13 protein-coding genes are annotated in these 18,686 nt (G+C 61.3%); 1 reads left to right on the top strand and 12 read right to left on the bottom strand.

The features are described from left to right. Positions 1-19: 19 nt before the first annotated feature. The 11 genes from EI969_RS20960 to EI969_RS20910 all read right to left on the bottom strand — a co-directional run bounded on the left by EI969_RS20960 (position 20) and on the right by EI969_RS20910 (position 15,593). Positions 20-3,892, bottom strand: a complete 3,873-nt coding sequence (locus tag EI969_RS20960) for a type VI secretion protein IcmF/TssM N-terminal domain-containing protein (RefSeq protein WP_160389457.1) — start codon at positions 3,890-3,892, stop codon at positions 20-22. A 30-nt stretch (positions 3,893-3,922) separates the two neighbouring features. Further along, a complete protein-coding gene (gene icmH, locus EI969_RS20955; protein WP_160389456.1) occupies positions 3,923-4,636 on the bottom strand; it encodes a type IVB secretion system protein IcmH/DotU in 714 nt (237 codons plus the stop codon). Beyond that, a complete protein-coding gene (tssK, locus tag EI969_RS20950) occupies positions 4,633-5,976 on the bottom strand; it encodes a type VI secretion system baseplate subunit TssK (RefSeq protein WP_046042543.1) in 1,344 nt (447 codons plus the stop codon). The genes icmH and tssK overlap by 4 nt, the downstream gene beginning before the upstream one ends. Further along, positions 5,973-6,728, bottom strand: coding sequence for a type VI secretion system lipoprotein TssJ (tssJ, locus tag EI969_RS20945; RefSeq protein WP_160389455.1), 756 nt, complete (start codon positions 6,726-6,728; stop codon positions 5,973-5,975). Before tssJ ends, tssK begins: the two co-directional genes overlap by 4 nt. Positions 6,729-6,751: 23 nt before the next feature. Then, entirely contained in the window at positions 6,752-9,355 is a 2,604-nt protein-coding gene (gene tssH, locus EI969_RS20940; protein ID WP_160389454.1) for a type VI secretion system ATPase TssH, read from the bottom strand. After that, the gene (tssG, locus tag EI969_RS20935; RefSeq protein ID WP_160389453.1) at positions 9,352-10,422 is read right to left on the bottom strand and encodes a type VI secretion system baseplate subunit TssG; all 1,071 of its coding nucleotides are present in this window, start codon (positions 10,420-10,422) and stop codon (positions 9,352-9,354) included. The genes tssH and tssG overlap by 4 nt, the downstream gene beginning before the upstream one ends. Continuing rightward, complete coding sequence (gene tssF / locus EI969_RS20930; RefSeq protein WP_160389452.1) at positions 10,386-12,218, bottom strand: type VI secretion system baseplate subunit TssF; 1,833 nt, start codon at positions 12,216-12,218, stop codon at positions 10,386-10,388. Before tssF ends, tssG begins: the two co-directional genes overlap by 37 nt. Further along, positions 12,218-12,700 carry a type VI secretion system baseplate subunit TssE gene (tssE, locus tag EI969_RS20925; RefSeq protein ID WP_160389451.1) on the bottom strand — a complete coding sequence of 161 codons (483 nt, stop codon included), beginning with the start codon at positions 12,698-12,700 and terminating at the stop codon, positions 12,218-12,220. The genes tssF and tssE overlap by 1 nt, the downstream gene beginning before the upstream one ends. Positions 12,701-12,725: 25 nt before the next feature. Then, complete coding sequence (tssC, locus tag EI969_RS20920; RefSeq protein ID WP_150715159.1) at positions 12,726-14,228, bottom strand: type VI secretion system contractile sheath large subunit; 1,503 nt, start codon at positions 14,226-14,228, stop codon at positions 12,726-12,728. Between the two features lie 10 nt (positions 14,229-14,238). After that, positions 14,239-14,772, bottom strand: coding sequence for a type VI secretion system contractile sheath small subunit (gene tssB / locus EI969_RS20915; protein WP_007978739.1), 534 nt, complete (start codon positions 14,770-14,772; stop codon positions 14,239-14,241). Positions 14,773-14,840: 68 nt separating this feature from the next. Then, entirely contained in the window at positions 14,841-15,593 is a 753-nt protein-coding gene (locus EI969_RS20910) for a hypothetical protein (protein ID WP_160389450.1), read from the bottom strand. A gap of 701 nt (positions 15,594-16,294) precedes the next feature. Here EI969_RS20910 and EI969_RS20905 point away from each other — a divergent pair. Then, on the top strand, positions 16,295-18,460 hold the full coding sequence (locus EI969_RS20905) for a M48 family metallopeptidase (RefSeq protein ID WP_160389449.1): 2,166 nt from the start codon (positions 16,295-16,297) through the stop codon (positions 18,458-18,460). 35 nt (positions 18,461-18,495) lie between these two features. On the opposite strand, the gene EI969_RS31045 is transcribed toward EI969_RS20905, so the two are convergent. Continuing rightward, positions 18,496-18,642, bottom strand: a complete 147-nt coding sequence (locus tag EI969_RS31045; protein WP_371926007.1) for a hypothetical protein — start codon at positions 18,640-18,642, stop codon at positions 18,496-18,498. Positions 18,643-18,686 lie beyond the last annotated feature (44 nt).

Below are 18,686 nucleotides of genomic sequence, written 5' to 3'. Positions count from 1 at the left end.
TGCTTCAAGGCTCGGCGGCTCACAGCGCTTGACCTTCTTTGGCGTTGAGCGCGCTCAAGGCCTTGACGTTGGCCAGGTCGGTCAACTTGACGCCGCCGTAGTTGCGCACGGCGAGGCTGACCGGGCCGCTGCCGGTGTTCCAGCTGAAGCGTTGCTGGATGCCGTCCAGATCGCTGACCCGTGCGCTGTCGTTCATGCGCAGCAGGCCCCAGCGGCCCGGGTAGTCGAACACCGTGATGCGCTCGCCGGTCAGGGTCACCACATCCAGGCGGGCGCCCGGCGTGGTGGTCGTGCCGGGCCACGAGAAGCGGCTCCAGCTGGTCTTGCCGTTACGGTAGTGCTGCTCCTGGCCGTCGAGGGTGAAGATGATGTCGGTGAGGTTGGCGGAAGGCTCGAGCATGATCTCGAAGCCGTTGTCGCGGTCCGACAGGCTGGCGATCACCTGGCCCAACGAGCTGGCCTTGTCGATGCTGTTGACCATGTTCGGGTTGACCAGCGGCGTCGCCTTGCTGTTGCTGCTCATCCCCAGGCCTTCGCCACCGGACAGGTTGCCGATTTCGTTGCGCTTGAAGTTCGGCAGCAAGCCGGATTCCGGGTCGACGAAACGCTGCAGATCCTTGACCGAAGCTTCATTGCGGCTGCCTGGCGCTATCGGGTAACGGTGCGCCATGACCTGCTCCCAGGGCTTGGCGATCTGCTGCGCCCAGGCCTTGGCAATCTGCTGGCCGGCCGGGTCGCGCAGGGTTTCCCAGGCAAACTGGATCGGCAGGCTGAACAGGCCCTGCAACGAAGTGGACAGGCCGCCCTGGCTGGTGTCGACCGTGGTCTCGACATAGTTGCGCACGCTGGTCACTTCGCTTGGCAGACCTTCGAGGGTTTCGCTGATCAACTGCTTGCTGCTTTTACCCACGTCCTGGGAGCGCTGGATGTTGTTCATCCGCACCTTGAGCTTGCGCAAGGCCGCGAGGTAGCGGTCCATGATCGTGCTGTCGGCGCCTTCGGCGTTCTGCACCGCAAACACTCGCGATACCGGTTCGAAGCGCTTGGCCAGGCTGCCGTCGTCGACTGCCGGCAAAGGCGAAATCAGCGCGCCTGGCGAGGTGTTCTTGCCGTCGAAGATCCCGGTCACGCTGCTCCAGAATCCGTCATCGGGCTTGATGCCCGTCGGCAGGGTTTCGCGCGGGGCCGGGACGTCCCATTGGGTGTTGTCGTTGACCGCCTCCAGGAGGATTTTTACTGGCGAGTTCTGCACGTCGCTGAGCAGCGACAACTGCTGGGTCGCATTGGCCATGTCGGTGAAATGACGAACGCCGACGCTGTCGATGAAGGTGTACCAGGCCTGGGTGTAGTCGCGCTTGTAGCGCGTCATGAACTCACGGATGAAGTTGGCTTTCTGCACGATGCTGTCGCCGCCTTCACCATCGAGCACCCAGTCCGATTCGTTTTGCAGGTTGCCCGACACCAGTTTGATCAGCTCGGGCTTGACGAACTGTTCCCAGCCCTGGCGGGTGAAAATCGCCGGGACCGCCTCGCTGCCGTACAACAATTGGCGACCGGGCATCGGCACCAGGTCGCTCAAGCCGACGGCCGGGAACTGACGGCTGGATTCCAGTTGCAGACGCAGGTATTCACGGTCCACCAGCGAGCTGGAAATCATGAACGACTTGAGGCTGTTGCGGGTTTCGCTGATGAGTTGCTCGTTGCGCGACAAGGTCGGTGCCTGGCCATTCTTGAGCAACTGCACGTACACCGGCGAGTTGTCCTCGATGACCGTGCTGCTGACAGGATTGTCGGCACTGGCGGTATTGGCCCAGGCCACCGGCAGTGCAGCGCCGACGAACTCCGGGTCCGGATGGGTGCCCGGTTGCGTGAGCATCAGGTAGAGCTTGAGGGCGTTATAGGACTCGATGATGGACGCGACCTGACGCTCATCCAGCCGGCCGAGCATTTCTTCGGACAACGACAGCCCGCCGGTGGTCGCCGACAGGTCCGCGGCATCGCTCGCCGTGGCCGGGTTGCGCAGTGCGGCCAATGCTTCGCCGCGGGCCTTGGTGGCAGTTCCCTTGGCTGCACCGGTGAGGCGACTGGCCACATCACCGCTACTGCGCGGCAGGTTGTTCAAGCGGGTTGGCAGTTTCAGGCCCTGTGCACGGGCCTTGGCTGATTCGGCCCTGGACGGCGCAGGCGCAAAGTTGTTCTGCGCATCCATGGTCTTGGCGAACTCATTGAAGGCACGCATCTGCAATTGCAGTTGCAGGGTGACGGGCTCCAGCGCCTGGGTGCGCAGTTGCTGCAAGTAGGCGGTCTGCGCGACGCGGTAGATGTCGTCACCACGATAGAGGCCGGCACCGAGCTGCAGCGGTACGCCTTTGGCACGGTGCTTCTCGATGGCCGAGAGTTGCTCGCGCAGCAGCTCCAGGCCCTGGCCCGAGGCGAGCAGCCCGGCACGGTCCGGGGATTGCTGCAGCTCGGTCAGTTGCTCGCGCAATGTGGCCAGCCACTGACGGTTGTTCTGGAACGACAGGGCTTGCCAGCCAATGAACGCAACACCGGCCAGCACCGCCAGGCCCAGCAGGGCAGGGCTGGCGGATTTGTTCTTGCCGAACCGCGACTGATAAAGGGTCAGGTCACGGTCCGGGAAGATCACCCGGCGGAACGTATCGGTGATGAAGTAGCTGCGGTCGCTGATTTTCCTGCCGCTGCTTGGCTCCGGTTGCTCATGCTCCGGTTGCAATGCGAACGACTCGGCCAGATCGTCTTCATATACCTGGCTCAGTTGCTGGTCGGTCTGCAAGGCGCTGGTGAAATACAGCCCGCGCAGCAACAGCGGCGCACCGCTGCGACCGGTCTCGGCGAAGTGCTGGAGGAACTGCTCCAGCACGCCCGACAGCTCGGCGAAATAGTTCGGGAAATTCAGCAGCGCGCTGTTGGCATCGGCGCCCAGCGCAATCATCTGCGCGTCGACGTGACGGCGGATATGGCTGTGCAGGTTGGCCAGCTTGGCATCCAGCACCGGGCGCAGGCCCTGGTTGCGGATCTCGGACAAACCGAAGGTCATGCCCAGCGGTTGCTGGCGCTCGTTCAGGTCCAGGCCTTCGAACGCCTGGCTGAAGCCCGGCAGTTGATCGGTCTTGCTCAACATCAGGTAGATCGGTGGGTTGGCGTCCAGGCAATCGGTGTATTCCTCGATGCGCGACACCAGTTGCGCGGCCAGTTCGTTGCGCTCTGCCGCGCTGCACGCCAGCAGTTCGGGCAGGCTCACCACCAACACCAGACCGTTGACCGCAGCTTTGCTGCGCTGCTTTTTCAGCATGCGCAGGAAGGCGGCGAACTCGCTGGCCGACGGGTCGTCACGCAGGTAACGGCCGGCCGTATCGATCATCACGGCCTCGGGGCTGAAATACCAATCGCAATGCTGGGTGCCGCTTTGTGTGTCGTTGGCGCTGCTGGCAATGCTGGCGGACAGGCCGGAGCGGGTCAGCAACGAGGTCTTGCCCGCTGCCGACATGCCGATCACCAGATACCACGGCAAATCGTAAAGTGCCGACGAACCGCCGCCACCGGCCGAGCGGTCGGCGCGCAGCATGGCGATGGCGTGCTTGAGGCGTTCGCGCAGCACTTGCTGATCGCGGAATTCACCGGCGGATTTGAGTGAACGATCGACTTCGATCTGCACCAGGTTTTCGAGGTTGTGCTCGGCGCGGATACGTTTGTACTGACGCAGCACAATGATCAGCAGGTAGAAGGCGCTGACGATCGCCATCGCCTCCGGCGCATAACCGCGCAGCCAACTCACGTGCGGCGCAACGAACCAGCAGACGGCCAGGCTCGCCAGCCACAGCGCGGGGACGAGGAACCAAAAACTCTTCAACGAACGCAATAATGTCTTCATGTCTTCCTGACTCGATTACCTGACCTGTTTTCAGGCACTGAACAGCTGGCTGATTTGTTCGGACAACGCGGCTACGTCTTTGCCCAGCAGCCAGTCCAGCGTCAGGTAGACACCCGCGCAGACCAGCGCAATCAGCGCCAGGTAGAGCCACAGGGGAACTTCATGGCGCAGCATCTGCGAGACCTGGTCGGGCAACGCCCAGTCAGGCGAGAGGGCCTTGGGCGTCTTGCGAAAACGCGCGATGTCCTGGCCCAGGGTATTGGCCAGGTAACGCAGCTGATCCTTTTGCCCGAGGCTGAACTTGCCTTCGAAACCCAGGGCCAGGCACAGGTGGTAAACCTCGAGCACATCGAGGTTCTGTTTGACGTCGCCGCGCAGTGCATCGATTTTCTCGAAGAAGCCTTCGCCGGCCAGGTGCACGCCGAAATAGCGGAACTGCAACGGCTGCAATTCAAAGTGCCGACGCAATTCGTTGTCCCCGGAGCGCAACACGCTTTCATCGAGGAAGGCACACAGGGCGTACTGGGTGTCTTTCACCTGCTCGACGCTGTAGTTGGCGCTGCGGGCATCGCGTTCCAGGGCCTTGAAGAAGGTGTCGACGCTCGCCTCGAAGGCGCTGACCGACGTCACCTGGCGGCCCTTGCGCACGATCAGCGCCATGCTGATGAAATCCTGCACCAGGTCTTTGAGCGTCGGTTTTTCACGGGCGGCGGCAACGGCGCCTTGCATTACGGCTTCGGTCATTTGAGTACCGCCATCAGTTCAAGCTTGAGGTTGGTGAACGCGCTGGGCGCATAGAAGGAGATGGCCTGGGCACTCATCATTCGCTCATAGACCCGGCCATGGGGTTCGATGGAGAAGTAGTGATTGTCCAGTCGCACCGGAATCGCATTGGGCAGGCGCGTCGAATGATTGAGGGTCACGCCTGGCATGGCGCTGTTGACCACCACCTCGATGTCTTCCGGCGAGCCGACCTTGAACGCCCGTGGCACCAGTTCCAGCAGGCTTGCGCCCGGCATGTCGGCGTGCACGGAGATGTAGAAGTCGGCCTCGGCCAGCCGTGGATCGTGCAGTTGCCCTTGCCAGTACGAAGGCTTGGTCTGGGTCAGGTTGATCACCACACACTGGTTCGGCACCACGTTGTCGAGCAGCACGCGAATCATTTCGTCGAGCTTGACCAGCGAAGCCGCCGGGTCGTGGTGGTCGTACTCGGGGATGTCGTTGAGCTGGGTGTCCAGCGAGAACGTCAGCAAGCCGCCGGCGAGTTCAGCCAGGAACAGGTACAAGCGCTCGGGGTGCAGGCGCGGATGCGCGAGCAGGTGCGCCAGGGCCGGGTGGGCACGGTTCACCGTGTTCAACAGCCAGAACAGGGTCACGTCGCTGGAGCCGAACTCGGCGATCTGGTCGGCGCGTTCACGACGACGGCCCGAGAGGGCCTTGCTCTTGGATTGCAAGGCACCGAGCAGACGCTTGCCCAGGCCGATCAGGGTGTCGTGGGTGCCCAGGTGCAGCGTCGGGTGCACGAAATGCCCGTCGAGGTTGAAACCGCCGATGTTGTTGCGCGACAGCCGGGCAATCGGGCACCAGGTGTAGCCATCGAGGTTGTCGCCGTCGATCAGCATCACCACGTTCAGGCGCAGGCTGGTGATTTCGTTTTCCAGATCGCCCTCGTTGAGGTCCGGCAAGGTATCGAACTGCTTGCGAAAGCGCCGCCCGGTCTTCTGCTCCTGACCGTCCTCGACGTAGTTCAGGCCGAAAGGCTCAGGCAGCTTCAGCGCGGCGTAGACCTTCAGGTCGTTACCCTTGAGCAAATCCTTCAAGTCACGGGCTGCGGGCAACGGATCGTGCTGCGGCGCGTCGAACAGGCTGCCGTCGGGAAACACCAGTTTCAGCCGCTTGAGTTGCAGGGAGCCGGTGGCGAGGGCTTCCTCGTCCACTTCCAGCAACTGCACGCCCCAGTGAAAAGGCGTGTTGCGCAGGGTCGCCTGCGCCAGTTGATGCTGGTGGAACTCATCCTGATACTGGAAATGTTGTGGCAAAAGGAACATGCCTTCGGACCACATCACCCGGCTTTGCTTACTCATTGAGCGCTTTCCAATAATGAATTCAATTTCGAGTCCACGGCTTTTTGCGCGGAGCCGGCAGCCTTGTCCTGGGCTTTTTCAATCACTGCGTCCTGAACCCGTTGGGTCAGCGTTGGCTGGGCCGGTTGGTCGGGCAGGGCGGAGGCCTTGGCGAGCTGCTCTTCGGTCTTGGGTTTGTTCAGCACGTCGACGCCGCTGACGGCGGCGACCGTGTTGTTGTCCACCAGCACGCGCAGGCCATCGGAAGAAAACCAGATGCCGTCCTTGCGCAGCGAGTTGGCGTCAAACGCGACCTTCCAGCGGCTGTTCTCGTCGTTGCGGAAAAAAGCCGCGACGCCGACATAACCTGCGGCCTTGTTCAGCGGCCACTTGTCGACCTGGCCCATACCCGGCAACAAGGTGATTTCGCGGTTCTCGATCAGGGTGTTGCCGAGGGCTTTTTGCGGGTCGTCCCACAGCGAGTCGGCATCCACCGAGGCAAAGCGCTCCAGCGATGTCAGCTGGTAAACGCGCAGCACCACCGAAAGCGGCGTGCCGGACGCGTCGGGATTGAGCTGATTGCCGCCGTCGGACGTCAGGATGACTTTCTCGTTGTCGTCGAACAGCATGTCGCCGGCCCACGTATCGTCAACCCGCTTGCCGACCCGGTCGGTGACGCCACAGGCGCTCAGTACCGCGATCATCGCCACCGCCGTCAGGCCTTTGGCCAACGCCGTCTTTTCGGGACGCTTCCCTGAATATCTCTTGTCCATGACCACTACCTGTAAATGCCCGATCAGTTCAGGCGATAGGCGAAATCGCCGTCGCTGCCCAACTCGATGTTCAAACTCTGAATCGGTTTGTCCTGCGCCATGCGCTCCAGGACCCGCTGGGCCAGTTCCGGCATCAGCGTCCTGGACAAAATGTTGTCGATGTTGCGCGCGCCGCTGTCGACTTCCGTGCAGCGCGAGGCAATGGCCTTGACCAGCGCCTCGTCATAGCTCAGGACGGCTTGATGATTGCGCTCGAAGCGCTGGCGAATGCGCGCAAGCTTGAGCGCGACGATGCGCTCGAGGATCGCGTCCTTGACCGGGTAGTAGGGAACGATGCTCAGGCGGCCGAGGAAGGCCGGCTTGAACACCTGGTTCAGCTCGTTACGCAGCCCTTCGACGATGTCTTGCGGCGTCGGTTGCTGCTCGGTGTTCAGGCACCACTGCATGATGCGGTCGGTGCCGGTGTTGGACGTGAGGATGATCACGGTATTGCGGAAGTTGATCTCGCGACCTTCGCCGTCATCCAGCACGCCCTTGTCGAACACCTGGAAAAACAGTTCGAGCACGTCCGGGTGGGCTTTTTCCACTTCATCGAGCAGCACCACGCTGTACGGCTTGCGTCGCACGGCTTCAGTCAGCACGCCACCCTCGCCATAACCGACGTAACCCGGTGGCGAACCCTTGAGGCTGGAAACGGTGTGGGCTTCCTGGTACTCGGACATGTTGATGGTGATGACGTTACGCTCGCCGCCGTACAGGGTGTCGGCCAGCGCCAGTGCGGTTTCGGTCTTGCCGACGCCGCTCGGGCCGAGCAACAGGAACACCCCGATCGGCTTGTTCGGGTCTTCCATGCGGGCGCGGGAAATCTTGATGCGCTTGCCGATTTCCTGCAGTGCGTGGTCCTGGCCGAGCACCCGCTCGCCCAGCAACTCAGGCAGGCGCTGCACGGTTTCGATTTCGTCGCGCAGCATCTTGCCCAACGGAATGCCGGTCCAGCCGGAAATCACTTCGCCAATGGTGCCCCCATCCACCAGGGCATGCACCAGCGGTTGTTCACCCTGCACGCTGGCGAGTTCGGCGCGCACCGCGGCAATTTCGTCGGCATCAGGTGTTTGATTGTCCGGGTGGCTGAGGGCGCCGAGTTTTTCCACCAGTTGCAGTTCGCGTTGCCACTGTTGTTCGAGGGCATCGCGGATCTGCTGTTCGCTGAGCAGTTCTGTATTGAGGGTGGTCAGGCGTCGGGCATGGTCGCTGCCTTTGGCGGCTTCCTGTTGCAGCACCGAGATTTCCGCCTGCAGGTTGTCGATCTGGCGCTTGCAGTCTTCCAGCGGCCCCGGCTGCGCCGATTGCCCGAGGGCGACCCGGGCGCACGCGGTGTCCAGCACGCTGACGGCCTTGTCCGGCAACTGGCGCCCGGTGATGTAGCGATTGGACAAGCGCACGGCCTGCACCAGGGCTTCGTCCATCACCGTGACCTTGTGATGCTCCTGCATCTTGGCCAGCAGGCCGCGCAGCATGTGGATCGCCTTGTCTTCGTCCGGCTCTTCGACTTTCACCACCTGGAAGCGGCGGGCGAGGGCGGCATCCTTCTCGAAGTACTTCTTGTATTCGGCCCAGGTGGTCGCCGCGATGGTGCGCAGTTCGCCGCGAGCCAGGGCTGGCTTGAGCAGGTTGGCGGCATCGTTCTGCCCGGCCTGGCCACCGGAGCCGATCAGGGTGTGCGCTTCGTCGATGAACAGGATGATCGGGTGCAGGCTGCGCTTGGTTTCTTCAATGACTGATTTGAGGCGGTTTTCGAACTCGCCTTTCACGCCGGCACCGGCCTGTAATAAACCCAGGTCGAGGGTGTGGATGGCGACGCCCTTGAGCACCGACGGCACGTCACCTTGAACGATGCGCAAGGCGAGGCCTTCGACCACGGCGGTTTTGCCGACGCCGGCTTCACCGGTCAGGATCGGGTTGTTCTGGCGGCGGCGGGTGAGGATGTCGACCATCTGCCGCACCTCGAACTCGCGGCCGAGCACCGGATCGATCCGGCCTTCGCGAGCGCTTTGCGTGAGGTTGATGGTGTATTGGTCGAGGGCCGGGGTCTTGCCGTTGCCTTTGATCGGGCTGGTGCTGGCGACGCCTGAAGTGCCAAGCGGTTTGGCCTGGGCCGATTCGGCGCTGCCTTCAACCAGAGCATTGAGGTTCAGGCGCAAATCGTCGGCGTTGATCTTCTCCAGCTCCGCCGCACCGGCGATCACCACCCGACGCAGTTCGTCGTCATCGAGCAAGGCCTGCAACAGATGGCCGGTGCGGATCTGCGCCTGGCCGAATTCGATGGACGCCAGCACCCAGGCCTGTTCGATCATGCGGGTCAGGTGCGGGGACAGCGCCGGGGTGCGTGTATTGCCTTTCTTGAAGGTCCCCAGTGCCGTCACCAACTGGGCCTGCAAGCGTTCAGGCACCACGTCGTAATGACGCAGGATGGCCGGCAGGTCGTTGTCGTGGCTGTCGAGTAACTGCAACAGCAGGTGCTCGATTTCGACATCGTAGTGGTGTTCCGACAGGCACAGCGCCGCGGCGCTTTCGGTGGCGGTACGGCTGGTGTCGTTTAGCTTGGCGAACAGGGACTTCAGGTTCACAGGGAGACCCCATCAAAAGGAATGTGGAAGAGGGCGCAGCGAGAAGGTTCAACGTCGACGCCTGGTCGCTTGAGCCAGCCGAGCCGGCCCAGCGAAACGTTGCCCTGACGACCGAGGCGGGCGACGGGGACGGCTTGGGGTTTGAGCTTTGGCGCCAACTGGAAGTCGAGTTCCGCGCCGACATAAAAACGCACCAGCTCCACCAGCTTCTGGTAGTCGACGCTGCCTGGCTGCAAGCGTTGATAGTCGGCCAGCTCCAGCGGTGCCGTTTCGATGCGCACGCACGACTGGTAGTCCCAGACCCGGTTGCCGGCCACGGCGCTTTGCCCGAGCACGGCATTCTTGCGGCCCAGTTGCGTACATTGGCTGGCATCGAGCTTCAGCCAGCGACCGGCAAACGGCTTGACCTTGAACGGCAGGGAAAAATAGAAGCTGAGCATCACTTCCAGGTTCAACGCGTTGCGTGGCTTCTGGGCGAACAGGCCGGAGAAGTAGCTGAACAATTCACGGCGCAGGGGCGAGCCTTGTTTGTCGAATTTCTGCTTCTGCGCCTCGGGGCCGAACCCCACCAGGTTGAGCAGGTAGCGGTCGAAGTCCGAGCTGCCGTTGCGTTCGTACTCGATGTAGAACTTGTACTTTTGCCAGGCCTCGTAGAACAGCGTGGTCATGCGATGCGAAAAGATGTCGAGGAACGCATGGGCCGCGTCATCCCGGTACTGGACGTGCCGCTCGATCAACAGCTCGGTGTACGGGCGCGGCAGCACACCCGACGGCCCGACCAGGCCCATGAAGGTGACTTGCACTTCGGACAGCGGCAGGCCGGCCACGGACACCTTGCCTTCGCGCTCGAACTGCAGGTCGCTGACTTCACTGGCCGGGAAGTTCAGCGACAGCTGCGAGCGAAAACGCAAAGGGTCTTCGTGCGGTCGGGTTTCCAGGTCCATGCGCCCGGTTCTGCTGTAATGCAGGCGAAGCAGGCGCACCAATTGGAAAAACTCGAATCGGTGCGGCTCAGCCCGTGCCTGGTCGATCAGACCAGGGGTTGATCGCCGGTTCGCGGTGGCCATTGGACGACTCTCTTTTCGCGCTGCAAGCTGCGAAGGGTTAATTGGGTAAAGCTGTTCATCGAGCAGTACTGACCAAAGAAGTGGTCGAGCACCATGCCGAACAGAAACACACCGCTGCCGGTGTATTGGCTTTCATCGAAATTGAGGGTGATGCCGACGCCGCGCACGAAGTTCGGCCGCGGGTGGCCGATGCGTGCGACGACCGGCTCGCTGCTGACCGACACGATGCCGTTGATCTGTTTGCGGATCGCCGACACGTTGCGGTAGTTGTAGAGCGACAACAGCTCCAGCAGCACTTCGCGGCCACGGGACACCAGCGACATGTGGTTGAGCGACAGGTGCGAGATCAGCCGCCAGATCACCCCGTTGCCCAGCGGTACGCGCGCGGTGGCGGTGGGCTTGCGCAGGCAGCGGATGTCCTTGATCACCGAGTTGCCGGGGATGTTGAAATCGCCGCGTTCGCCGCCGAAAGGCAGCATCAGCGGCAGGTCGCGGTTGCTGCAGGTCAGGCGGATGCTCAACGTATCGTTGTTGGCCTCCATCAGCCCCAGCTCACGATCCACCACCCGGATGAACACGTTCGAGCCGTCGCGCTGGCCGCTGTGCACCGCACGGCGCCGGGCAATCCAGAAGCTTTGCCCCGGGCCCTGATCGCCACGGGGTTCGAAAAACGGATGGCAGGTGCCGACCTGATCGATACCGCCGACTTTGCGCACGCGCCGCACGCGATCGATGGACACCACTTCGGCCGAGCTTTGCAGGCGCACATCCGGGGTCACCGCGTACTCGTGCTGGGCGTGGGTCAGCTTGATCGGCTCGGCCTGCTGGCGGAACAGGTTGATGATCGGCGTGCAATTGAGCTTGAAGTTATTGCGCCCGATGTTCTGCGTCAGGCGCGCCAGGCGATCGCTCAGGTCGTAGTCGGAAAAGTAGAAATTGATTTCGACTTTCTCGACGTCCTTGCCCGCCAGAATCCGCGCAAAGCCCGACAGGTCGAAGAACATGAACTTGTCGGGGAAGGTGAAGTACTCGTGCAGCAAGCGGTAGCCGAGGAACGAGCGCTCCGAGTAATCCACCAGGCCTTCGTCGAGCGCGTAACCGACGGCTTTCAACGCGTTGGGCGGCAAGGCGACCTCGCGGCTGCGGCCTTGGTCTTCGAAGGTCAGCGTGGCCTTGGCCAGGTTGTTGAACAGCAGTTCGTACAGCTGCAGCATCAAGGTGCTTTCGCCGTCGAGGAAGAACCGCAGGCGGTCGAGTTCCAGCTTGCCGAACAGCACGTCGGAGGTCGCCACCAGGCCGATGCGCAAGCGCGCGACCAGGTCGGCGCTGTGGCCGTTGAACGCTGAGCGCTCCATCTCGATGAACGACGCCTGCTGCACCGCCACCGGCCACAGTTCGACCGGGTAGCAGGTGCGGAATTTACACACCACGCCATCGATCGGGTTGGCGCTGAGTTCGGTATGCCGGGGCACACGGAACGCTTCGGTCACCTTTTCCTGCTTGCCCAGGTTGAACTCGACGATCGACATCGACGGGGTAGGGCGCAGGTAGTGCGGGTACAGGACCTCGAGAAACGACTCGACGATTTCCGGCAGCTCGTCATCGAGTTTTTTGTGCACCCGCGCCGACAGGAACGAGAACGCTTCGATCAAGCGCTCGGTATGCGGGTCTTCGCAGTTATCGCCCTCGATGAGCAACCGCGAAGCGATTTTCGGGTACTGGCTCGCAAACTCCTGGCCCAAAAAGCGCAGGTGCGACAGTTCCTTTTCGTAGTAGGGCAGCAGATCGTCGAGCATCAGTTGAGGTTCTGCACTTTGTATTCCTGGGTGTTGACCTGCAGCACCGCGTCGAAGGACACCTGACGGGTGACGTCTTGCAGGCGCAGGACCGCGTCCACGCGAAAGGTCAGCATGCGTTGGCCGGTCTGTTGGGCGAGCAGTTGCACCTTGACGCTGCGAAAGCGCCGGTCGCCGACCGAGATCGCTTTCTCCAGTTGCCGCTGGATCAGCAGGCGATCCTTGGGATCAAGCACGCTGCGGCTGGTGAAGTCCGGCATGCCGTAGTCGAGGATGCTGCCGCTGAGGTTGACGAAACCCTCCAGCTCGTTGGCGACCAGGGACTGGCGGGTGTTGACCAGGATCTCCAGGTCGCGAACGATGCTGGCCTTGTAATCGGCCAGCGAACACAAGCGTTGCGAAGACGCTTCGATGGACTGATGCGGACGATCGTCCAGCAATCGGTCCAGCAGTGATGGCAACAGCTTGTGTTGACTGGTCATGGTGCCTCCCTGGCAACGTGGTCGATCAGCCGCGGGTCGATTGCGGCAATTCGGCGACCAGGCGCAACGAAGCGGTCAGCTCGTCCAGTTGGTAGTGCGGGCGCAGGTAAGTCACGGCCTTGTACACCCCAGGCTTGCCCGGCACCTCGAACACCTCGGCGCGGGCTTCGCGCAGCGGGAACTTGGCCTTGGCTTCCTGGCTGGCGGTGTCGTCCAGCAACACGTAGCTCGACAGCCATTTGTTGAGGAACATTTCGACGTCCTTGCGCGAGGCGAAGCTGCCGATCTTGTCGCGCATGATCGCCTTCATGTAGTGGGCGATGCGCGAGGTGGCGAAGATGTACTGCAACTGCGCGGAAAGCCGGGCGTTGGCGTTGGCGATGTCGGTGTTGTACTGCTTCTGCTTCTGCGTCGACTGGGTGCCGAAGAACGCGGCGTAGTCGGTGCCCTTGCAGTGCACCAGCGGAATGAAACCGAGGTCCGACAGCTCTTTCTCGCGGCGGTCGGTGATGGCGATCTCGGTCGGGCACTTGAGGGCAATTTCGCCGTCATCGGTCTTGAACGTGTGGGTCGGCAGACCTTCCACCAGGCCTCCACCCTCGACACCGCGAATCGCCACACACCAGCCGTAGCGGGAAAACGCATCGGTGACCCGGGTGCCCAGCGCGTAGGCGGCGTTCATCCACAGGTACTTGTTGTGGTCACGGCCATCGACGCTTTCGACGAAGTTGAATTCCTCGACCGGCGTGGTATCCGGGCCGTAAGGCAGGCGACCGAGCACGTGGGGCAGGGTCAGGCCGACATAACGCGAGTCTTCGCTGGCGCGGAACGACTTCCACTTGGCGTATTCGACGGTGTCGAAAATCTTCGCCAGATCCCGCGGGCCGGACATGTCGGTGAACGAATCCCAGCCGAACAGCTCGGGCGAGGCCGCCGAGATGAACGGTGCGTGGGCCGCCGCGGCAACGTGGGAAATCTCTTCGAGCAGGTACATGTCTTCCGGGCTGCGGTTGAACTCGTAGTCACCCAGCAGCATGCCGAACGGTGCACCACCGAAGGTGCCGTATTCTTCTTCGTAGATCTTCTTGAACAGCGCGCTCTGGTCGAATTCGGAAGCGGCCTTGAGGTCGCGCACCAGGTCCTTCTTCGAGGCGTTGAGCAAGTGGATCTTCAACGTGGTGCTGGTCTCGGTCTGGTCGACCTGATACTTCAGGCCGCGCCACGAGGACTCCAGCTGCTGGAACTCACTGGCGTGCATGATCTCGTTCATCTGCTCGGAGAGCATCGCGTCGATCTCGGCGATGCGCGCATCGAGCACGGCGATCAGGTCCTTGCTCGGCGTCATTTCGCCTTCCAGGATCTGGTTGACCAATTCACCGATCAGGTCGCGGGTGCGGGTGCGCTCGGTCTCGGAGCGGGCCACGCGGCTTTCGGAAATGATGCTGTCGAGCAACGAGGATTGCGCGGTGAAGCTGTCCACTTCCACCAGCGTGCTGTCCTGTTGAGTCACGGTTTGCTTGTCGTTCATCGTCAGGCTCCTACGCTTTGCCGTCGGTGGCTGGAACGGCGGCTTCGCGACCGAATTCCTTGCCCAGGGTTTTCAACTTCTCGGTGTTCTGCAGCACGTCCATGAGCAGCTCTTCGAGCTTGTCGTTGCCGCCCATCTTGTTGCGCAGGTCCGCCAGCTTGTTGCGCACTTCCAGCAGCTTGCGCAGCGGCTCGACCTGCTTGACCACGTTCTGCGGTTCGAAGTCTTCGAGGGCGTTGAAGTTGAGCTCGACGCCCAGCTGCGTGCCGTTCTTGGCCAGGGTGTTGTCGACGCGGTAGGTCAGGCGCGGCTTGATGCCCTTGAGCACACCGTTGAAGTTGTCGCGGTCGATGAAAATGAACTTGCGGTCCTTGAGCTTCGGCAGCGGCTCCAGCGGGTTGCCGGAGAAATCGCCCAGCACACCGACGACAAAGGGCAGCTCTTTCTTTTCCTGAGCGTCACCGATATCCACGTCGTAGGTGATATGGACCCGAGGCGCGCGAACGCGGTCGAGTTTGTGCTGGGTACTTTCCTTCTTCGCCATCGTGATCTCCTGTGCGATCAATTCGCTGCAAGTCGTTTGCGTGTCGGTCCAATGCCTGGCCGGGCGCGTTACATTCCTTCGATCGTCAGCAGCAGGCGCTGACGGATTTCATCGTTCATTTCCATGATGTTGGCGTGGCCCACCAGCTCTTCGAAGCTGGTGTTGCCGGCGATCTGGGTGCTGCTGCGGATCACCGCTTCGTCAGGCAATTGCGAGCGAACCGGCGAGCTGATGACGCAGAAGGGCAGGTCGCCGAAGTCTTTCAGGCGTTCGAAACTGAGGGGGAAACGCAGGCCTTCGAGCAAGCGGCCGAGGCCCGGTGACTTGCTCAGGCAGTAGAACAGCACCAGGTAGTGCACGACGAAACGGTGCAACTCGGCGCTGCTGCGATCGGGGTCTTTGATCACGCTGCGAAAACGCGCCAGATCGAACGAACTGAAGCCCACCACCCAGCGCACGGGGCTGGTGATGCGAATGGATTGGCCGCTTTGTGACAGCACCTTGTCGTACTCGAGCGCAAACAATTGCGGAGTGGTGCTGAGCAGGTTGAGGGGCACTTCGAGCTCGTTGACCAGTTGGAACGGAGCGCCCGAGCCGATGCGGTCGTAGAGCTCCTTGAATTCCTTGAAGTGGTGCTGGGTCTCGCGGCCGCTGCTGCGTTGCGCGCCCTGCAGGTATTCACCGAAAAACGCCTGTGGACGAATCAGCAAAGCCAGGGTCGCCAGATAATCCGCAGCCTGCGCCTTGAGCGCATCGGAAATGGCCCGGGTCTGGCTTCGCAGCTTGATCAATGCTTCAACATCAAAAAACGTCTGGGTCATCGGTACATCGTCCTTGAACACTTCGCGACGACTACCCGGATATACACGGGAGTGCGTGCGCAGCGACTAATTTCTCGATTGAACACCTGTTCACGAGTTGTGATTGCTGATGTTTGACATCAAAAAATCACACTGCCAGGAATGATTGGGAGTGCGATGCTGGCATATGGATATCGAGTTGCCAGTAACGTCGTGTATGGCAACAGGATGTGTAGGAAAGTTCCTACGCGGCGCGGATTTTTTCTTTTTTTTGATACATGTCGCAATGATGTCTGGTTGCCATCATTTGCCGTATTTGCATGGCGGAAGTGTCTGAAACCCAATTAATTCAATGGTTTCAGGCAGGTAAAGGATCCAATTTTTAATTGAAAAAAATTGAAAAAAGGTGAACCGGTTCACCCAACGCCTGCTTGATGATCCGCTGAGGAAAGGTTGAAGGATAAGTGTCATATAACCGGCGGGGAAGTGATGGCAATTCAGGATGTCCGGGATATACAAGGCGTCCTTTCCATTGCTGAACGAGTGTTCGGGCAATATGGCGTTACATATCGCCGATATTTCTGTATAACGCGCCGGGTACGAGTGCGCCCCGTAACTTTCATGTCGGGCCGTGCAATAGCGTGGGGGCTTTCGGGCCTTCGTTAAATGGAATTTATGCTCGCCACGGATGTAAGGCGACGCGACTATTGAGGCCTTGTCTCATGAGAACGTTGAAACTCATTGCCGTACTTATTCTCCTGCCGCTTTGCCTTGGTTTGTTTGGCGTCTGGGAGTTGCAACGCAGTTCCGAGAACATCAAGGAGTTCGCGGATTTCAACGCCGAACTGGGCGAGATGCATGTCGAACTCGAAGCGATGGCTGCAAAGCCGGGATCCAGCTCGGCAATGGTCGATATCAATGGCAAGCGCATGAGTGTTGCCATGGCTCTATCGCGTATTACTGACGCCGAGCACGACCTGACCATCCTGCAACCGGTGAGTGCCGTGATGAGCAACCTGGCCAAGGGTGCCATCGCCCTCGGCCTGCTGGCCTCCCTGGTCGGCGTGCTGGGTCTGCTGGGTTTGCGTTGGGCCGGTGCCCGCGCGAGTCATTCCCGGGAACGATTGCTGCACACCTTCAACCGGGTGAGCCGCCTGTTGCCGTACCTGCTGGTAATGCACATCGTCGCCATGGGTGCGGCGGTGGCGGCCATCCTCGGTTTCGAAGGCCTGGGGCTGTGGCACATGGGGAAAATGGCCGCCGGTGAATTCAAGCTGATGCTCATCGTGTTGATGCTGATGCTCGGTTTCCTGTATTCGATCTGGCAGATGGGCAAGCAGCTGCCGGTCATGCTGCGCATGTTCCAGTCGACGCCGATGAACGTTCTGGGCCAGGTGGTCACACCGCAACAGGCGCCGGCGCTGTGGGCCTATGTTCGCCAGTTGGCGGAGCAACTCGGCGCGCTGGCACCCGAGCACATCGTGCTGGGCATGACCGAAGGTTTTTACGTCACCTCAAGCGACGTCAACCTGCTCCCGTCAGACACCGCGCTCAAGGGCCGCACACTGCACGTGCCCATGCTGTACCTGGGCCTGCTCGATTCGGCGGAGACCGGGGCGGTCATCGGTCACGAACTGGCGCACTTCGCCGGCGCCGATACCGAGTACAGCCTGCGCTTCGTACCGATCTACGAGGGCATCGGCCGCAGCCTCGGCGTGATTGCCGAAACCATGCTGCAAAGCGATGTGCTGCAACGCACGACGCTGTGGCCGGCGTTCATGCTCGGTGAGTATTTCATGGAGCGTTTCGATCACGCGGTGAACCATTGGAGCCGCGTGCGGGAGCTGGCGGCGGACGCGGCGGGTGCGAAGCTGACGGGGAATATCGCCATCGCTTCGGCCTTGGTGCGCATCTCTGCCATCGACCCCTTGCTGCAGCAGGGGGTATCGACCCATGTGGCCCGCGCGACCAACCCCAGTGCCGAACACGTGCGTACCGGCGATTTGCCAGGCAGCCTGGTGCAGGAACTGGCCGCGCAGCCGTTGACCCTGCCCGAGGAGGAAATGGCAGCCAGCCTGCCGCATCCATCGGACACTCATCCCTCCAATCTCGTACGGCTGGAATCCCTGCAAGTCACGGTCGAAGAGGCCGTCAGCCGCGGCACCCGCCCGATCAACGCGGCACAAGCCTGCGCCGCGATGGATCACTATTTCGCCGATCCCCAGGCATTGCGAGCGCGCATTACCGAGGACTTCCTCGGCCACTACGTGGAGCAGGATGCGGCGGTTGTGCAGGAGTTGCGTAGCCATGCCGGCAATGCCACGGAGGAAGTCCGACTGCATGAAGGCGCACGATTGCGCGGGTGGATTACCCTGGTTTTCTTCTCGCTCATTTTGCTGTTGGGCTTGGGGCTGCTGGTCTTGCCTTGGCTGTTGCCGCAGGCTTCAGGGAGTAACAAATCGATGATACTGGCCGCTGGTGGGGTGCTCGTCGTATTGATGGCGTTCCTGCTGCCGCTCTCCTTGCGCATGCTCACGCGGGCTAACAAGACTGCGTTGTTGCTGACGCCCGAGCACTTCGTTTTCGCCAACTTCAAGGCGCCATTGCCGATCCGGCACGTCGCCGATTTTGGCCTGCAAGTGGGGCAGGGGGTGCACTTGAACCTGCTGCTGGAAGACGACGCCCCCATGCCTGAGTTGGCCTCGCGTTCATTCTTTTCGCCGGATGCGAAACTCAACAGGAAAAAGCGCTGGGTCCAGTTGCACTTGCTGCAAATTTGCCGCGACGACAAAAAACTCAAGGACCAGGAGTTGGCGGACCTGATTGGCACCTACCTGAATGCAGGCACTGCACGGCACTTGCTGCAGCAGCGATTCGAGCAGGCCTGAAGGCTTTCAGCATCCGCAAGCGTGGGACGCCGGGTTCAATGGCGCCCTGCGCAAAGCTGATGAAGATCTGATAACAGCCCTTGCAGTTCGTTGTTTTCGTCCAGCAAGGGTTTTGCGTTTTCATACAGGACAACGTCGTTGATCGAGCCCATGCCGCCGTACAGCGACATCAATAGAGACAATGCGTACGTCGTATCCCGGGGTAGCGCACGCCCGCTTTTCTGTT

It is taken from the genome of Pseudomonas sp. PB101, assembly GCF_009764265.1.
GTDB lineage: Bacteria > Pseudomonadota > Gammaproteobacteria > Pseudomonadales > Pseudomonadaceae > Aquipseudomonas.
This window is presented reverse-complemented; position numbering and strand designations above follow the sequence as displayed.

Excerpts from the sequence above, each read along its gene's own strand:
- tssC (WP_150715159.1), bottom strand. The coding sequence starts at position 14,228 with ATGAACGACAAGCAAACCGTGACTCAACAGGACAGCACGCTGGTGGAA.
- tssF (WP_160389452.1), bottom strand. The coding sequence starts at position 12,218 with ATGCTCGACGATCTGCTGCCCTACTACGAAAAGGAACTGTCGCACCTG.
- EI969_RS20910 (WP_160389450.1), bottom strand. The coding sequence starts at position 15,593 with ATGACCCAGACGTTTTTTGATGTTGAAGCATTGATCAAGCTGCGAAGC.
- EI969_RS20960 (WP_160389457.1), bottom strand. The coding sequence starts at position 3,892 with ATGAAGACATTATTGCGTTCGTTGAAGAGTTTTTGGTTCCTCGTCCCC.
- tssB (WP_007978739.1), bottom strand. The coding sequence starts at position 14,772 with ATGGCGAAGAAGGAAAGTACCCAGCACAAACTCGACCGCGTTCGCGCG.
- tssE (WP_160389451.1), bottom strand. The coding sequence starts at position 12,700 with ATGACCAGTCAACACAAGCTGTTGCCATCACTGCTGGACCGATTGCTG.
- tssJ (WP_160389455.1), bottom strand. The coding sequence starts at position 6,728 with ATGGACAAGAGATATTCAGGGAAGCGTCCCGAAAAGACGGCGTTGGCC.
- icmH (WP_160389456.1), bottom strand. The coding sequence starts at position 4,636 with ATGACCGAAGCCGTAATGCAAGGCGCCGTTGCCGCCGCCCGTGAAAAA.
- tssK (WP_046042543.1), bottom strand. The coding sequence starts at position 5,976 with ATGAGTAAGCAAAGCCGGGTGATGTGGTCCGAAGGCATGTTCCTTTTG.
- tssG (WP_160389453.1), bottom strand. The coding sequence starts at position 10,422 with ATGGCCACCGCGAACCGGCGATCAACCCCTGGTCTGATCGACCAGGCA.
- EI969_RS20905 (WP_160389449.1), top strand. The coding sequence starts at position 16,295 with ATGAGAACGTTGAAACTCATTGCCGTACTTATTCTCCTGCCGCTTTGC.